The following is a 16,679-nucleotide window of genomic DNA, read 5'->3' as shown; positions in this document are numbered from 1 at the left end:
GAACACACCCCGCCGGGAACACCCCCCCGCCGGACAAGCCACGCTGGGCGAGCGCCCGCGAAGCCGTACGGTCGAATTACGGTCCAGGCCGTTATCTGAAGGAGCACTGCGCATGATCCCCCGCCGACGTTTCCTCCAGGCCGCCGCCGCCTCGACGGCCGCCCTCGCCTTACCCGCCGCACCGGCCCTCGCCGCGACGCGACCCGCGGAAGGCACGCTCACCGACCTGGGCCCGGCCAGCGTGGCCAGCCCGCTGGGCAACGGCGAGTTCGTGGGCGACGTGCTCTACATGGGCTCGCGTGGCCTGTCCCCCAACGTGGTCGGCGCCTGGGACCTCGTCCAGGACCGGATCACCGCCCACTTCGACATCCCCACCGGCGTCGGCGTCTGGGCGATGTGCAAGCACGGCACCGACGTCTACGTCGGCACCCACTCCCGCTCCGACCTGTACAAGATCGACACCCTGAACGGGACCACCACCAAGCTCGCCGAGTACCCCGACCACTTCATCTGGACCATGGCCGCCGCCCCCGACGGCAAGGTCTACATGGGCATGTCGGAGCCGGGCCGCGTGGTCGAGTACGACCCGGCCACCGGCACCAGCCGCGACCTGGGCCAGCCCGCGCCCGGCGAAGCGTACGTGCGCAGCATCCAGGCCGACGACCGCCACGTCTACGCGGGCGTCGGCGCCAACGCCCACCTCATCGCCATAGACCGCCGGACCGGCGAGAAGCGCGAGCTGCTGCCCGCCGAGCTGGCCGACCGCGACTGGGTCTCCAGCATGGCCGGCAGCGACACCCACCTCGCCGGCGGCCTCAACTCCACCGCCGAACTGGTCGTGATCGAGAAGGCGAACCCGGCCAACTACAAGATCGTCAAGGCGTCCGTCCCCGGCGAGAAGTACACCGTCGCCGTCCTCATCTTCGACGGCTGGGTCTACTTCGCCGGCCGCCCGTCCGGCACCGTCTACCGCTACGAGCTCGCGAGCGGCAGGTCGGAGGTGCTGGGCGTGCCGTTCCCCGAGGCGCAGACGGTCCGCATCCTGGAGCACAAGGGCAAGGTCTACGGCCTGCAGGACAGCGGCGTCTTCGTCTACGACCCGGCGACCGGCGCCATGGACTACCTCAGCCACGTGCAGCGCGGCTTCCGCTCGGCCGCCGAGGCGCCGATGTCGGTCCACTCCGACGGCAGAACCGTCTACGTCGGCGGCAAGAGCGGCGCCGACCTGCACGACCTGGCCACCGGCAAGGTCACCAGGCTGCCCATCCCGGGCGAACCCAAAACCATGATCACGGTACGCGGCACCACGTACCTGGGTGTCTACACCCAGGGCGCCCTGTACGCCCACAAGGCCGGGCAGCCCGAGGCCAAACTGCTCCTGCGCACCGGCCACAACCAGGACCGCCCCAAGGACCTCGCCTACGACCACGTGACCGGCCTGATCGCGATGCCGACCCAGCCGGAACCGGGCCACCAGAACGGCGCGCTCAACGTCTACGACCCCAGGTCGGGAAAGCTCGACACCTACCGCCCGGTCGTGGACCGCCAGACCATCTTCTCGGTCACCGCCTACCTCGGCACCCTCTACTGCGGCACCAGCACCCAGGAGGGCCTCGGCTCGCCCCCGGTCACCCCGACGGCGAAGCTGGCCGCCTTCGACCTGCGCACCCGCAAGGTCAGGTGGGAGATCGAGCCGCTGCCCGGCGTCGCCGCGATCACCGACCTGGCCCACACCCCGCTGGCGGTCTACGGCATCACCAACACCGGCGTGCTGTTCGAGTACCACCTGCTCAGGCGCAAGGTCACCCGCACGCTCAAGGTCAGCGCCAGAGGCGGCGACCTGTACGTGGCGGGGCTGACCGCCTACACGGCCGACGCCGACGCCGTCTACCGCGTCGACCTGCGCGCCTGGACGGTCAGGAAGATCGTCTCCGGGCTGGCGGGCGACTGGTTCGGCGGCACGCCCAAGCTCGGCATCGCACCCGACCGCCGCGCGCTCTACACCATCAAGGGCCGCAACCTGGTGAGCGTCGCGATCCGCCCCTAGAGCACGTCCTTGACGCTGAGCGGCTCCGGCCCGAGGTCGGGGCCGTACAGGTCGTGGGCGTGGGTGGCCGGGATGCGGCCCTCCTCGGCCGCCAGCCACAACATCCGCTGGACGTAGCCCTCCATCGGCTCGGTGAACGTGGCGGCGGCCAGGCGGTCCAGCCGGGCCGAGGCGGCCTCGAAGGCGCGCAGGTCGGCGCCCCGGTAGGCGCGCAGCACGTCGGCGGTGACCCCCACGTGCGCCGCGGCGAGGCCGACCAGCGCGGCCTCAGCACCCCACAGCAGGGACGGGCCGAACATGCGGTCCTCGCCGGTGATGGCCAGGCGGTCCGCCGCGCGGGTGATCTCGATGGTGCGCTGGCAGGCCATGGCGTCCGACAGCAGCGCCGCCTTCAGCCCCGCCACCCCCGGCAGCGCGACCAGCGCGACCAGCACGTCCGGCGGGCAGGGCAGGCTGTAGAGGTCGAAGGCGATCAGGGGCAGCCCGGTCGCCTCCCACACCGCCCGATGCTCGGCCACGCGGTCGCCGGGCGACGGGAACGGCATGAGCGCCGCGGCCCCCGCTTCCGCCGCCGCTCTGGCCTGCGCGACGACGTCCGTACCCCCGACTCCGACCACGACCGGCACGCCGAGCGCGACCGCGCGCTCGACGACGGCCGCGCGCACCCCTTCACTCAGGTACGGCCCGCGCCCCGTGTGGGCCAGCACCGCCAGCCCGTCGGCCCCGTCGGCGACCAGCCCGGCGAGGTAGCCGGAGACCAGGTCGAGGTCGACCTCGCCCGCGGTGGTCATGGGGGTGGCCGCGGCGGCGACCAGCGTCCCGCGCAGGCGATCGCGCAGTTCGGCCGCCCTTGGGTCGATTGCCGTGCTCATGTCGCACCAGCCTAAGGGTTACTTCAACCCGGTCATCGCGATGCTGTTGACGAGGTAGCGCTGGAGCAGGAAGAAGACGGCCAGGCACGGCACGACCGAGATCGCCGCGGCGGCCATCTCCATCGACTGCGGGAACTGCTCGCCGCGCAGCGTGGACAGGCCGACGGTGAGCGTGCGCACCTCCTCGCTGCTGGTGGCGACCAGCGGCCACAGGAAATCGTTCCAGTGCCACAGGAAGACGAAGACGCCCAGGGTGGCCAGGATCGGCTTGGTGAGGGGCACCACGATCTGCAGGTAGATGCGCCATTCGGGCGCGCCGTCCACCTTGGCCGCCTCGAACAGCTCGTCCGGCAGGTCCCGGATGAACTGCCGCATGAGGAACACGGCCTGGGAGTTGGCCAGCGTGGGCACGATCAGGCCCCAGAAGGTGTCCGCGCCGTTGAGGTCGGAGACCAGGATGAACAGCGGGATCAGCGTGGCCTGGAAGGGCACCATCATCGTCGCCAGGAACGCCCACATCATGGCGTCGCGGCCGGGGAAGCGCTTCTTGGCGAAGGCGTACCCGGCCATGGAGGCGGTCAGCAGGATGACGACCACCGAGACACCGGCGTAGATGAAGGAGTTGAGCGTCCAGCCGAGGAAGCCGGAGGAGGTCAGGTTCGTGACCAGGTTGTCCAGCGTGAGCGTCTCCGGCCACTGGTGCGGCAGGGTCGGCTCGTTCTTGGGACTGAGCGCCAGCACCAGCATCAGCAGGAACGGGCTGACGGTGAGCACGGCGACCAGGGCGAGCAGGACGACCAGCGGCCACTGCCGTCCGGTCCTGCGCCGGGGCCCCGGGGGCCGCGCGGGCGCCGCCGTCACCGGCTTGGTCTCGGTAAGCGTCATGAGTTGCTCCGATCGAGCAGGCGGCGCTGGATCATCGAGACGATGAAGACCAGGATGAACAGCACGATGCCGATCGTGGCCGCGTACGCCACGTTGAAGTTCCCGAAGCCCTGGTCGTAGAGCGCGTAGATGAGGTTGTAGCTGGCGCGCGAGGGCCCGCCGCCGGTCATCACGTAGATGACGTCGAAGGTCTGGAACGCCCCGATCGTCTCGATGACCACGACGAAGAAGAGCGCGGGACGCAGCAGCGGCAGCACGATGCTGCGGAAGCGCTGCCAGGCGTTGGCGCCGTCCACGCGGGCGGCCTCCAGGTAGGAGGGCGGGATCGACTTCAGCCCGGCCAGCAGGATGAGCATCGAGTAGCCGAAGCCCTTCCACACCGACACGGCGGCCAGCGAGGGCAGGACCAGCGCGGTGTCGTCCAGGAATCCGATCGGGCCCATGTCGATCTTGGCCAGCAGGCCGTTGATCAGGCCGTCGAACTCGTAGATCCACCGCCAGATCACGCCGGCGAAGACGAAGCTGGTCACGTAGGGCAGGAAGAGCATGCCCCGGAACAGGCCCTTCATGAAGATGACCGAGTTGAGCAGGAGGGCGGTGCACAGCGAGACGATCAGCGTGAGCGGCACGTAGATCGCCACGTAGACGATCGTGACGCGCAGGGCGCCCATGAAGATCGGATCGTTGAAGAGCCTGGCGTAGTTGTCCACGCCGATGAAGCTCCACTCCCCGCTGATCTGGTAGTCCGTCAGGCTCATGCCCGCCGCGCCCAGCGAGGGAACGAACCGGAAGATCACGAAGAGCACGAGCATCGGCAGGACGAACAGCAACCCGGTGATGGGGTCGCGCAGCCGGTGTCGCACGGAGTTCACGCCTTTCGCAGAGGGATGGGGAGGCCGCGCGGGCGGCCTCCCCAGGTACGTCAGCCCGCGGTGGCGAGCTGGTCGTCGACCAGCTTGGCGGCGTCGTCGAGCGCCTGCTGGGCGGTCTTCTTGCCCTGCAGCGCCGACTGGATCTCCGGCGCGAGCGCGGTCATCACCTGGCGGGCGGCCGGGTGCGTGTCACCGGGGAAGGCGAACTCCAGCGACTTCTCGAACTCCTTGGCCAGCGGCGACGCGCTCGCCGGCGAGGCGTCGGTGCGGGCGGTGAAGTACCCGGACTCGGTGGCGAGCTGGGTGGCGACCTCGGCCGAGCCCACGTAGGCGGCGAACTTCTTGGCCGCGTCGGCGACCTTCGATGCCTTGGCCAGCACGATGCCGCCGGGGATGCCGAAGGCCACCTTCTTGGCGCCCTCGATCGGGCCGCCGACGACCACGTTCTCCTCGCCGACGCCGGCGCCGAGCTGCGTGGCGCCGATGGGGGCGGCGGCGTGGTACATGGCGATCTTGCCCTGGGCGAGCGGGCTGCCCTCGATCACGTTGGCCAGCGTCGCCGCGTTCGCGGGCAGGCCGCCGGCCTTCTGCAGGTCGAGCAGGAACTGCAGCGACTTCACGCCCTCGGGGCCGTTGAAGGCCGCCTTCTTGCCGTCGGCGGCGAAGACGCTGCCGCCGTTGGCCCACAGGATCGGGTAGAAGCTGAGGTTGAGCGAGGTCTCGGGGGCGCCGGGGTACAGCAGGATCGGCGTCTTCTTGGCGGCCAGCTTCGGCGCGGCGGCCAGCACCTCGTCCCAGGTCTTGGGCACCTCGGTGACGCCGGCGTCGTCGAGCAGCTTCTTGTTCCAGATGGGCGCCGTGATCGTCTGGTAGATCGGGACGCCGTAGAGCTTGCCGTCGACGCTCAGCGCGTTCAGCGCGTTGGGGCGGAACGACGCCTTGTCGGCGGCGACCGCGTCGTCCACGGGGGCGACGGTGCCCTGCTTGACGTACTGCGGGATCTGGTCGGGGCCCAGCAGGACCAGGTCGAATCCCTTCTTGGAGGCCAGCGCCGCCGTCACCTTCTGCTGGCGGCCGTCCCAGGGCTGCTGCTCGATCTTGACGTCGATGCCGGTGTTCTTCGCCTCGAAGTCCTTCTCGACCTTGTCCCAGAACGCCTTGCTCTTGGCCTGGTCGTCGATGACGGGGTACATCCACATCGTCACCGTGCTCTTGCCGCCGTCGGATCCTCCGTCGGATCCGCCGCATCCGGCGAGCGTCACTCCCAAGGCGGCCGCGAGGCCGGCTACCGCTACCTTCCTCATGGGCCTTCCTTTCTTCGTAATACCGGTCTAGACCGAAACCTAGCGATCGGAAGAACAGGGGGTCAATGCCTGATACATGACCGTAACTAGGCGGCCCTCCGGGATATCGGTCACCGGCAGTGCGCCCGCACGCCGGCCGCGATGGCGGCCACGTGCTCGCCGGTGTAGTTCTCGTTCCAGTCGATGACCAGCAGCGTATCCCCGACCAGCCGTTCCGCCTCCGGGCAGGCGGCCGCCCGGTAGCCCTCCAGCGGGTAGCGCGAGTTCCCGTACAGCGGTGCATCGAGGACCGGTGCCTGGTTGAGCGTCTGCGTCAGGTATCCGGCCCGCGCCGGAATTCCTTCCTCGCGCAGCTTCCCGGCCAGCTCGTGGGCGCCGCCGCCGGGCAGGACGAGCGGGAACAACCACCACGCGTGGCCGTCCGGGCGCGGCAGCCGTACCGTCCGCAGGTCCTTGAGCTCCTCGATCAGCTGTACGGCGGTGCGGCGCCGGTCGGCCACCACGCCCGGCAGCTTGCCGAGCTGGGCACGGGCGACGGCGCCCTGCAGCTCGGTCATCCGGTAGTTGAGGCCGAGGCTCTCGTGGGAACGGCCCCGCGCGCGGTCCCAGCCCTTGTCGGCGAACAGGCGCATGCGCCTGGCCAGCTCGTCGTCGTCGGTGAGGGTCAGGCCGCCGTCGCCGCAGGTGATGTGCTTCCACTGCTGCAGGCTCAGGGTGCCGACGTCGCCGGCCGTGCCCGCGTACCGGCCGCCGGGCAGCTCGGTCAGCCACGCCTGGGCGCAGTCCTCGATGAGCGCCAGGCCGTGCTCGTCGGCCAGCGCGCGGAAGGCGGCCATCGGGGCGGGCGCGCCGAACAGGTGGACCACCATGATCGCGCGGGTGCGGGGGCCGATGAGCCTGGCGGCCGATTCCGGGTCGAGAATGCCGGTGGCGGGGTCCACGTCGGCGAAGACAGGGACGGCGTTCTGCGCCAAGATGGGGGCCACCGTGCCGAAGTCCGTGATCGGTGTCGTGATGATCTCGTCCCCGGGGTCCGGTGCGGCCGCCACGACCGAGAGATGGAGGGCCGCGGTGCCGGAACTGCACGCGATGGCGTGGCGGGAGCCGTACAGCTCGGCGATCTCGCCTTCGAGCGCGCGCACCTCCGTCCCCCAGACGGAGCTGAGCATGCCCGAGCGGATCACCCGCTCCAGCGCCGCGATCTCCTCGTCGCCGAGGGTACGGCCGGCGGACTCGGCCATGCTTGGAAACTTGAGAGTCACAAGTTAACCTTTCGGTCTTGACCGTAATAGTGAAGAAGGAGGCGAGGGTGGGTATCGTCATCGGTGTCGTCGGCCCGCACGATCTGGTCGACGACGTCGCGGCCACCTGCGAGGAGCAGCCCGGGGTGAGCGCGCTGCGGCTCGACTACGACCACGAGTCGCAGGCCCCCGCCATCGTCGAGGCCCACGCCAACGCCGTGGAGGGCTGGCTGTTCACCGGCATCGTCCCGTACATGCTGGCCCGCGACGCCGACATGCTCTCCCGGCCCGCCGCGTTCGTGGACTACTCCGGCGCGACGCTGCTCAGCGGCCTGGTCCGCCTGCAGCACGAGGGCTACGACGTCACCCGGCTGTCCATCGACACGCTCGCGCCCGCCGACGTCACCGCCACCTTCACCGAGGCGGGACTGCCCACCGACCAGCTCCGCACGCTCGGCTACCGGCCGGAGATGACCTCCAAGAAGGCCATCGCCTTCCACCGGCGCGGGCCCGGCCACCCGGTGATCACCTGCCTCAGCTCGGTGCACGAGGCGCTGCGCGGGGAGATGCACGTGCTGCGGCTCGCGCCGTCGGTGCACTCGGTGCGGGTGGCGCTGCGCCAGCTCCTGCTGACCGCCGAGGGCCAAGCGCAGGAGGACGCGCAGATCGCGCTCGGGCTCGTCGAGGTGGACGGCGAGGAGGGACTGCTGCGCGAGGCCACCGCGCTGGGCGGCACGCTGGCCGGCTTCCGCGGCGGCACCCACCTGCTGGTGACCACCCGCGGGCCGCTGTACGACGCCACCGGCGGGTTCACCGGGCTGCCCATGCTGGGACGGCTGGCGGCGGGCAGCCGGGTGGTGCGGGTCGGGTTCGGGCTGGGACGCAGCGCCGCCGAGGCGGAGAGCCTGGCGCGGCGGGCCCTGGCCAGGGCGCGGCGGATCGGGGACGTGGCGGCAGTGCTGTCGCTGCGGGCCGACACCGACATCGTGCTGGAGTCGGTGACCAGCACGCCGGCCGGTGAGCAGAACCTGTCCGTGCTGGCGCGGCGGGTCGGGCTGTCGGTTCCGACCTTGGAGCGGCTGCTGGAGGCCCGGGACGCCTCGGGGGGTGAGCCGCTGACCACCCGGGAGATCGCGGAACGGCTGGCGGTGCAGCAGCGGACGGCGCGCAGGATGTTGCACCGGTTGGAGCTGGCGGGGCTGGCCGAGCGAACGGGCAACCTGACCAGCGGCAGCAGCGGCCGCCCCCTCACCCTGTACCGCCTCACCCTCTAGCCCAACCCCCACCTCAGGCCCGCTCACCCCCAGGCCCGTCAACCCCTGGGCTGTCAGACCCAGGCCGGTCAACCCCTCGACCGTCAGACCCAGGTCCGTCAGCCGTGGGTCCATCAGCCCTGGGTCGGTCAACCCACGGCCCACCCGCCTCGGGTCCTTCAACCCCTGGATCGTCAGACCCGAGACCGTCAGACCCGAGACCGTCAACCCGAGGGCCGTCACCCCACAGACCGTCAGCCCGCTGGATGTCCGACCCAGGGACGTCAGCCCGCAGGCGGTCAACCCACAGCACGTCAACCCACAGCACGTCAGACCACAGCACGTCAGACCTGGGGTGGTCAGACCTGGGGTGGTCAGACCTGGGGTGGAGGGTTCTGGGGTGGAGGGGTGGGGGTGGGCGTGGTGGAGCCCCGGTGCCGGGGGGCGGCGCCGGGGCTCGGGGTCGAACTCTAGGAAAGCCACCGGTCCAGGCCCTCGGCCACGAACTCGTCGTCCCGCAGCCACGGGTAGGCCGCCCACACCCGGTCGATCTCCGCCAGTTGCCCGGGCGACAGATCCTCCTCGGGATCCAGGCACCAGCGCCCCGCCAGCAGCCCCTGCCGCCGCAGGATCTCGTGGATCCCCGGAATGCACCCATGGAACCCGTTGGCCGAGTCGAAGATGGCCGCGTTCGCGTCGGTCAGGTGGCCGTCGAGGCTCAGCAGCCTGCGTACCGCCTCGTCGTCGCCCCCGCGCGCCCGCCGCGCCTCCTCAAGCAGCCCGACGGCCTTGCGCACCCACACCGCCCACTGCCCGAGCAGCCCGCCGACGAACTCCACCTCGACCTCGCGCCCGTCCACGACGACCCGGTGCGGGGTGATGAGGTCGGCCAGAATGTGGTCGTCGTTGCCGGTGTAGAGCGCCACTTCGTCGGAGCGCCCGGCCCTCACCACACCGTGCAACACGTCGAGGGTCCGATAGCGGTCGAAGGGCGCGACCTTGATCCCGACGACAGATTCGATGCCGGCCAGACGGGTCCAGAAGTCGCGCGACAGCGTCCGGCCGCCCACGGCGGGCTGGAGGTAGAAGCCGATCACCGGCAGCACCTCGCCCACTGCCCGCGCCCGCTCGATCAGCGCGTCCTCGTCCAGCTCGGCGTAGGGGCTGAGCAGCACCATGTGGTAGCCCAGCGTCCTGGCCAGCTCGGCCTCGGCCACGGCCTGCGCGGTCGGACCGGTCGCGCCGGCCACCAGCACGACTTCGCGCTCGGCCTCACGGGAGGTCTCCGCGGCCAGCTCCAGCACGGGCGCCAGCAGCGGCGTACCGTGGATGGCGAACTGCGTGGTGTGCACGCCCACGGCCAGCCCGCCCGCGCCCGCGTCCACGTAGTAGCGGGTCAGCGCCCGCTGGCGGCGCTCGTCGAGCTTCCTGCCCGCGTCCAGCGCGAGCGGGTGCGCCGGGATGACCAGGCCGCGCCTGAACAGGTCCCGCACGGACGTCTGAGCATCTGGAGCCGTGCTGAGCACGTGATTTCCCCCTTGGTCGATGAGCATGCTGATCAGAACCGGCCGTCGCGCCGCTCGAACTTAGTCGGCTTGCCGAGCAGCGGCCCGCCCTCGGACACCCAGCGCGCCGTGTGCTCGATGAGCTCGGCCGGCGTCAGCTCCGGGTAGCCGAACAGGCGGTGGCATCGGGCGGCGTTCGACAGCAGGGCGGTGGGCGCCTCCTCGCCGACGAGCACCGGCTCCTTGCCGATCGCGCGGCCGAGGGCCTGCGCGGCCTGCCGTACCGAGATCAGCTCGGGTCCCGTCAGGTTCAGCAGGTACGGCGGCGCGTCCGCGTGCAGCAGCGCCCGGAGCGTGACCTCGTTGGCGTAGCCCTGCCAGACGACGTTGACCTGCCCGGTGGCCAGGTCGACGGGCTGCCCGGCGACGATCTTCTGGGCCAGGTCGACGAGCACGCCGTACCGCATCTCGACCGCGTAGTTGAGGCGGATGAGGGCCAGGCGCGTGCCGTACTTCTCGCTGAAGTGCTCCATGACGCGCTCGCGGCCGAGGCAGCTCATCGCGTATTCGCCGACCGGGTCCGGTTTGGTCTCCTCGGTCGCGCCGCCGCTGGTGACGGGCATGAGCGGGTAGACGTTGCCGGTGGACAGGGCGGCGATCCTGCTGTGCCTGAACCGGTCGGCGACGCGGCCGGGCAGGTAGGAGTTGGTGAACCAGGTCGCGTGCTCGGCCCCCTGGGTGCCGAACTTGGCGCCGACCAGGAAGACCACGTTCTCGACGTCGGGCAGGTCGCGCAGCGCGGCCTCGTCGGCCACGTCGGCGCTGACCACGCTCGCGCCCTCCTCGGTCAGCGCGTCGGCCAGGCCGGGCTCGGAGAACCTGGACACCGCCACCACGCGCCTATCGCCCCGGGTGGCGTTGAGCGCCAGCCTGACCAGGCTGGGGCCCAGTTTGCCGCCCGCGCCGAGGATCATGATGTCGCCGTCGAGCCTGGCCAGGTCGTCGACGAGCCCCGCGCTCGGCCGCGCCAGCCGCTCTTCGAGCTCCGATACCGTCCGCACCCCGAACTCCTCTCATTTACGGTCCAGACCGTAACTATCGGAGTCTGGCCCTGTCAATGGGTAGGGACCGCTTCGCGCGCCGAAACCAGCACTTCGAGGATCGCGCGGGTCTGCTCCCAGGGCACCGGGCTGGGCGCGCCGCCGACCATGTCCAGGAACGCGCCGACCGTCCCCTCGTAGCCGAGACCCTTCAGATGGTCGTCGCCGGCCTCGATGACGATCTCCCGCGAGCCGTCGCGGGTGTGGACGGTGACGGTGTACGCCTCGTCCGCGGAGACCCCGATGATCTCCACGGTGCCGGTGATCCCGCTGCCCCACCGCAGCGCCATGACGCCGGTGTCCTCCGAGCGCAGCCCCTCGTAGTGGCGTACGGCACCGGCCGCGCCGGCCAGCCGTACCTCGGGACCGAGCAGCGCGACCAGCAACTCCACCCCGTGCACGCCCATCGTCACCATGGTCCCGCCGCCCTGGCCGGGCGTGTCCTGCCAGGCGTTGTAGCCGTTGGCCCACATCCCCACGTCATGGCGTACGGTCGCCCGCACCCCCAGCACCTCCGCCGGATCCACCCGCACCCCCGCGAACGCCGGCGCGAACCGCAGCACCGACGTCGACAGCACCCGGTCGGTGATCTCCAGCCGATCCAGCGCCTCGAGCTGTTCCCTGGAGGCGGCGGCCGGCTTATTCATGAACACCGGCGCCCCGGTACGCAGCACCGCGCCCAGCGCCGCCGGCGCCTGCGGGTTGGGCACGGTGAGCACCACCCCGTCCGGCTCACCGGCCAGCAGTTCCGCGAGGTCGCCCGCGACCCTGGCCCGAGGATGCTCCTCCACGAACCGCCCGAGCCGCTCCGGATCCCGCTCCCACACACTCAGCTCGGCATGCCGCGCCAGCGTCCTGGCGTCGCTGTAGGGGTGACTGGTGGCCAGCCCGGCCAGTGCGATCCGCATGATGACTCCTCCCCATCGTTTCCACGAACGGGGGAAATCATGGCACCCCACACCAACTCGAGTGACAGACGGTGTTCACCCGGGTACAGTGAACGCAGGCCGCCCTCCTGCTGGGGGGGATGGAAGTGGGCCCGGGTGCACCGCCGGAATTGACGGAAGCCCGGGCGCGCGCCTTTCTACGAGACCTCGATCCGCGCGACCGTCACCCCGTCCTTGATCGCGGCCCATAGGTCCCCCTGCCCCACCTCGTTCAGCGACGCCACGCCTGCGACGATGTCGGCCATCCAGAGCAGAGGCTCCTCCAAGGGCGAGCACCACCGCGCGCGCAGCCGCGGAGCCATCGCGTGACGGCCACGCAGGGTTTCGACCAGTTCCGCGTCCCGGGCGTCCAGCACCTCGTTGCGCCGCTCGAACACGACGTCCGCCGCATGGCATCCACTCAGCTCCCAGAGGAGCGTCTCCATGCACTTACGGCGGGCGCGTTCCTGCCGCCGCCGGTCCAGCCCACTGGCGACCACCACGATGCCCAAGGGACACAGCGCCGCCAGCGCCTCGACGATCAAGGCCCTGCGACGGTCGCTCTCGTCCCGCCAGTGGAGCCGCGCCTGCTTCCCGATCAGCAGGGAGCGGAGCACAGCACGGAAGGTGGCGGCACAAGAGGGCGCGACCAGCACGGCCGCCATCACATAGAGACCATGCGAGACCCGCATCGACTCATCGACGTAGGCAGAGGAGGGGGCGTTCACGTCGGATCATGCTAGCCGCCTCCATTACGGCCCGTAATGAGATCCTTACAGTTCGTCCACTTCTGGGGCGGGGTTGCCGCCGGACAGGCGGGTGTAGCCGGGGCCGCGGTCGAAGAAGCGGCCGTTGGCCGGGCGCAGGCGGGCGCGGAGTTCGGCCGTGCCCTGCTCGTCGATGCGGTCCCCGTCCAGGACCACGCCGTAGTCCCCCAGCGCCCCGGCGATGGAGACCTTCCCGTCGCGTACGTCGGCGGCCACCGCCCGGGGGTCGCGGTCGTAGGGCGAGCCCCACCCGCCGCCACCGGTGGTGCGGATGCGGACCACCTCCCCCGCCTGCACCGGATGGTCGTCGACCAGCCCCTCCATCTCCTTGCCCCCGACCTCCACCCGGAACGGCCGCCCGGCCAGCCCGCCGTTGACGCCCCAGCACGACAGGATCGAACGGTCGGCGATCGACATGTACGACGCGTCGCGCAACATCCTGATGTGCTTGTCGTAGCCGAGCCCGCCCCGGTACATGCCGGGCCCGCCCGAGTCGCACGCCAGCGCCAGCCGTTCCACCCGGAACGGCCAGCGCGCCTCGGCGAACTCCACCGGGATGTTGCGCGAGTCGGGCACGATGTGGATGGTGTCCTCGCCGTCGGCGTACCAGCGCCCGCCGGAGCCGCCGCCGAGAACCTCTCTCATCAGGTACGGCCGGCCCTCCCCGTCCAGCCCGTGCACACCGGTGTAGCGGATGGTCTCCTGGTCGGCCGGCATGCGTCCCTGCGTGGCCTTGGCCAGCACCCCGGCCAGCACGCCGAGCAGCCGCAGGATGACGAACGTGCGGGCGTTGGTGGGCGCGGGGAAGACGGGCGTGAGCAGGGTGCCCTTGTCGGGGAAACGCATCTCGATCAGCGGCACCACCCCCTCGTTGACGTCGAGTTCGGCCATGCGCTCCGGCGTGTCGGCCAGGTTGCGCAGCACCGGGGCCAGCCACTTCTTCAGGAACACGCCGTCGGCGTAGTCGCCGGCGTGGTTGATCGGCCCCTTGGCCTGGGGCGAGGTGCCGGTGAAGTCGATGGTGAGCGGCGCGGGCCTGGCGTGGTCGACGGTCAGCGTGATGCGCTGGGCGTGCAGGCGCGGCTCGTCGACGCCGTCGTGCTCGGCGTAGTCCTCCCAGACGTAGACGCCTTCGGGGATCTTGGCCAGGAGTTCGCGGCGGAAGGTCTCGGTGGTCTTGGAGATGATCGCGTCGAAGCACTCCTGGACGGCGGCCCTGCCGTACCGCTGGAAGAGCTCGGACAGGCGGCGCGCGCCCATGAGGCAGGCCGAGCACTCGGCATCCAGGTCGCCGGCGAGGGAGTCGGGCATGCGGGAGTTCCTGGTCATGATGCGCAGCGCGGCCTCGTTGGGCACGCCCTGGTCCCACAGCTTGATCGGCGGCACCATCAGGCCCTCTTCGAAGACGCTGCGCGCGTGGGAGGGCATGCTGCCGGGCACCGAGCCGCCGATGTCGTCGTGGTGGCCGAACGCCTGGACGAACGCGACGACCTCGCCCTCGTGGAAGACCGGGACGGTCACGCACAGGTCGGGCAGGTGGCCGATGCCGCCCTCGGAGAGGTAGACGTCGTTGTGGAAGTAGACGTCGCCCTCCTTCATCGTCTCAACGGGGAAGTCCCTGACGACGGGCTGGACGAGGGCGCTGTAGGAGCGGCCGGTGAGCTTCCTGAGCTTCACGTCGTGGATGCCGGCGCGGAAGTCGTGGGCGTCGCGGATCATCGGCGAGCGGGCCGTGCGCGCGATGGCGGTCTCGACCTCACGTTCGACCGAGGCCAGCGTGCCTTCGACGATCTCGATGAGGATCGGGTCGGCGCTCATGGGTTACTCGCCCTCCTCATTCGCGGCGGCTTCGGCGGCTTCGGGCTTGCCGGGGCGCAGCACCAGGTTGCCGAAGGGGTCGACCTCCGCGTGGAAGCCGGGGTGGACGGGGATCGTGGAGCCGTACTCCTCGATGACCGCGGGGCCCTCGATCACGGTGCCCGGGGCCAGGCCGGCGCGCTGGTGGATGGGCGTGGCGGGGGTGGGGTGGTCGAAGTGCACCGCCCTGGTCTGCGGCTCCTGCTCGGGGAAGTCGCCTTCGAGGCGGCGGATGGCCGGGCGGGTGATGGGGCCGATGCCGGAGACGCGCAGGTTGACCCATTCGACCGGGTGCCTGGGGTCGTCGCGGTAGGCGTAGCCGTACAGCTTCTCGTGGGCGTCGTGGAAGCGCGCGGTGACCTCAGCGTGCCAGCCCTCGTCGAGCGCGCCCGCCGGGGCGGGGACCCGGACCTCGTAGGCCTGGCCGTAGTAGCGCAGGTCGGCGCTGCGCGCGTGGACGGGGTCGTCGAAGCCCTCGCGGTCCAGCGCCTCGGCGGCCGTGGACTCCAGCTCGCCGAAGATCCGCGCGGCCGTGCGCAGGTCGAGCGAGCGCGTCACGTGGGTGCGGACGTAGTCGTTCTTGACGTCCACGGTGAGCAGGCCGAAGGCGGAGACGTTGCCCGGTCCGGGCGGTACGAGCACCGCGGGCAGCCCGAGGATGTCGATGAGGCGGCAGGCCAGCAACGGGCCGGATCCGCCGAACGTCACCAGCGGGAAGTCGCGCACGTCCAGGCCACGCTTGACGGTCAGGCGCCGGATGGCGTTGCTCTGGTTGAAGGCGCTGATCTCCAGGATGCCGGTCGCGGTGCGCTCGGGGCTGAGCCCGAGCTTGTCGGCCAGGTCCTCGATGCCGGCGCGGGCGGCGGAGACGTCCAGCGGGATCTCGCCGCCAAGCAGGTGGGGCGGGATGCGGCCGAGGTAGACATGGGCGTCGGTGACGGTGACCTCGGCGCCGCCCCTGCCGTAACAGAGGGGGCCCGGGTCGGCGCCGGCCGAGCGGGGACCGACCTTGAGCGTGCCCTCGGGCGAGATCCAGGCGACCGAGCCGCCGCCCGCGCCGACGGTGACGATGTCGATCATCGGGATCTTGCACGGGTACCGGCCGATGGCGCCCTCGGTCGTGGTCGAGGGCTCGCCGTCGACGACGACGGCGACGTCGGTGGAGGTGCCGCCGCCGTCCAGCGTGATGACCGAGGGGTGGCCCGCCGTGGAGGCGATCAGCGCGGCGCCGAGGGCGCCGGCGGCCGGTCCCGACAGCACGGTGGTGATCGGCTGGTTGACGACCTCGCGGGCGGACAGGATCCCGCCGTTCGACTTCATCACGGAGAACGGCATGCCGAGCCGTTCCGAGAGGCTGGCGATGTAGCGCCGCATCGCCGGTTTGACCGCGGCGTCGACCAGCGTGGTGATCGAGCGCTCGTACTCGCGGTACTCCCGCAGCACGTCGCTGGAGAGCGAGACCACGGCCTCGGGGTGCTCGCGCTCCAGCACCTCGCGCATGCGCCGCTCGTGCTCGGGGTTGGCGTAGGAGTGCAGGAAGCAGACGCCGATCGCGGTGATCCCCTTGGAGCGGAACCAGCGCGCCGCCTCGACCGCCTGCTCCTCGGAGAACGGCCGGACCTCCTCGCCGAGGTGGTCCAGGCGCCCGCCCACGGTCTTGACCAGGTGCACGGGCACGATCCTGGGCGGTTTGACCCAGAAGTAGGAGTTGCCGTACCCGTCGGGCACGCTCTGCCTGGCGATCTCCAGGATGAACTCGAAGCCCTCGGTCGTGACGAACCCCAGCTCCGAGATCCGGTCCTCGAGCAACTGGTTGGTGGCCACGGTGGTGCCGTGGACGATCGAGCTCACGTCGAACTCGCCGAGCTTCTCGATGCCCCTGATTAACCCGTCGGCCGGGTTGGCCGGGGTCGAGGGCGTCTTCGTGGTGACGACCTCGCCGGTACTCTCGTCCACCGCCACGACGTCGGTGAACGTGCCGCCGGTGTCGACTCCGATACGCACGCTACGCATGCTTCATATGTGTACTGGGCTCGGATAACAGACGGAT

General features: G+C 70.9%; 13 protein-coding genes. 2 read left to right on the top strand and 11 right to left on the bottom strand.

Annotated elements, in window-relative coordinates; all coding sequences use genetic code 11:
• Positions 1-112 precede the first annotated feature (112 nt).
• Positions 113-2,047, top strand: a complete 1,935-nt coding sequence (locus tag ACIBEJ_RS12015) for a PQQ-binding-like beta-propeller repeat protein (protein ID WP_397182670.1) — start codon at positions 113-115, stop codon at positions 2,045-2,047.
• On the opposite strand, the gene ACIBEJ_RS12010 is transcribed toward ACIBEJ_RS12015, so the two are convergent.
• From ACIBEJ_RS12010 to ACIBEJ_RS11990, 5 genes are all read right to left on the bottom strand, one after another.
• On the bottom strand, positions 2,044-2,919 hold the full coding sequence (locus tag ACIBEJ_RS12010) for a dihydrodipicolinate synthase family protein (protein WP_397182669.1): 876 nt from the start codon (positions 2,917-2,919) through the stop codon (positions 2,044-2,046). The genes ACIBEJ_RS12015 and ACIBEJ_RS12010 overlap by 4 nt on opposite strands.
• 18 nt (positions 2,920-2,937) lie before the next feature.
• On the bottom strand, positions 2,938-3,804 hold the full coding sequence (locus tag ACIBEJ_RS12005; RefSeq protein WP_397182668.1) for a carbohydrate ABC transporter permease: 867 nt from the start codon (positions 3,802-3,804) through the stop codon (positions 2,938-2,940).
• Positions 3,801-4,676, bottom strand: coding sequence for a carbohydrate ABC transporter permease (locus ACIBEJ_RS12000; protein ID WP_397182667.1), 876 nt, complete (start codon positions 4,674-4,676; stop codon positions 3,801-3,803). Before ACIBEJ_RS12000 ends, ACIBEJ_RS12005 begins: the two co-directional genes overlap by 4 nt.
• A gap of 50 nt (positions 4,677-4,726) precedes the next feature.
• The gene (locus tag ACIBEJ_RS11995) at positions 4,727-5,980 is read right to left on the bottom strand and encodes an ABC transporter substrate-binding protein (protein WP_397182666.1); all 1,254 of its coding nucleotides are present in this window, start codon (positions 5,978-5,980) and stop codon (positions 4,727-4,729) included.
• 110 nt (positions 5,981-6,090) lie between these two features.
• Positions 6,091-7,221, bottom strand: coding sequence for a DegT/DnrJ/EryC1/StrS family aminotransferase (locus ACIBEJ_RS11990; RefSeq protein ID WP_397182665.1), 1,131 nt, complete (start codon positions 7,219-7,221; stop codon positions 6,091-6,093).
• 68 nt (positions 7,222-7,289) lie between these two features.
• On the opposite strand from ACIBEJ_RS11990, the gene ACIBEJ_RS11985 reads away from it, so the two are divergent.
• Positions 7,290-8,495: a hypothetical protein gene (locus tag ACIBEJ_RS11985; RefSeq protein ID WP_397182664.1), complete on the top strand. Its 1,206-nt coding sequence runs from the start codon at positions 7,290-7,292 to the stop codon at positions 8,493-8,495.
• Positions 8,496-8,944: 449 nt separating this feature from the next.
• On the opposite strand, the gene ACIBEJ_RS11980 is transcribed toward ACIBEJ_RS11985, so the two are convergent.
• The 6 genes from ACIBEJ_RS11980 to ACIBEJ_RS11955 form a co-directional block, all read right to left on the bottom strand.
• Entirely contained in the window at positions 8,945-9,967 is a 1,023-nt protein-coding gene (locus tag ACIBEJ_RS11980) for a dihydrodipicolinate synthase family protein (protein ID WP_397182663.1), read from the bottom strand.
• 65 nt (positions 9,968-10,032) lie between these two features.
• The gene (locus ACIBEJ_RS11975; RefSeq protein ID WP_397182662.1) at positions 10,033-11,040 is read right to left on the bottom strand and encodes an NAD-dependent epimerase/dehydratase family protein; all 1,008 of its coding nucleotides are present in this window, start codon (positions 11,038-11,040) and stop codon (positions 10,033-10,035) included.
• A 53-nt stretch (positions 11,041-11,093) separates the two neighbouring features.
• Complete coding sequence (locus tag ACIBEJ_RS11970) at positions 11,094-11,987, bottom strand: Gfo/Idh/MocA family protein (RefSeq protein WP_397182661.1); 894 nt, start codon at positions 11,985-11,987, stop codon at positions 11,094-11,096.
• A gap of 176 nt (positions 11,988-12,163) precedes the next feature.
• A complete protein-coding gene (locus ACIBEJ_RS11965; RefSeq protein WP_397182660.1) occupies positions 12,164-12,733 on the bottom strand; it encodes a hypothetical protein in 570 nt (189 codons plus the stop codon).
• Between the two features lie 45 nt (positions 12,734-12,778).
• Complete coding sequence (locus tag ACIBEJ_RS11960) at positions 12,779-14,590, bottom strand: hydantoinase B/oxoprolinase family protein (RefSeq protein ID WP_397182659.1); 1,812 nt, start codon at positions 14,588-14,590, stop codon at positions 12,779-12,781.
• A gap of 3 nt (positions 14,591-14,593) precedes the next feature.
• On the bottom strand, positions 14,594-16,642 hold the full coding sequence (locus tag ACIBEJ_RS11955) for a hydantoinase/oxoprolinase family protein (protein WP_397182658.1): 2,049 nt from the start codon (positions 16,640-16,642) through the stop codon (positions 14,594-14,596).
• Positions 16,643-16,679: the final 37 nt, after the last annotated feature.

Source organism: Nonomuraea sp. NPDC050790 (genome assembly GCF_044456745.1).
GTDB lineage: Bacteria > Actinomycetota > Actinomycetes > Streptosporangiales > Streptosporangiaceae > Nonomuraea.
The sequence above is the reverse complement of the archived record's forward strand: the minus strand, read 5'-3'. Positions and strand labels throughout refer to the sequence as shown.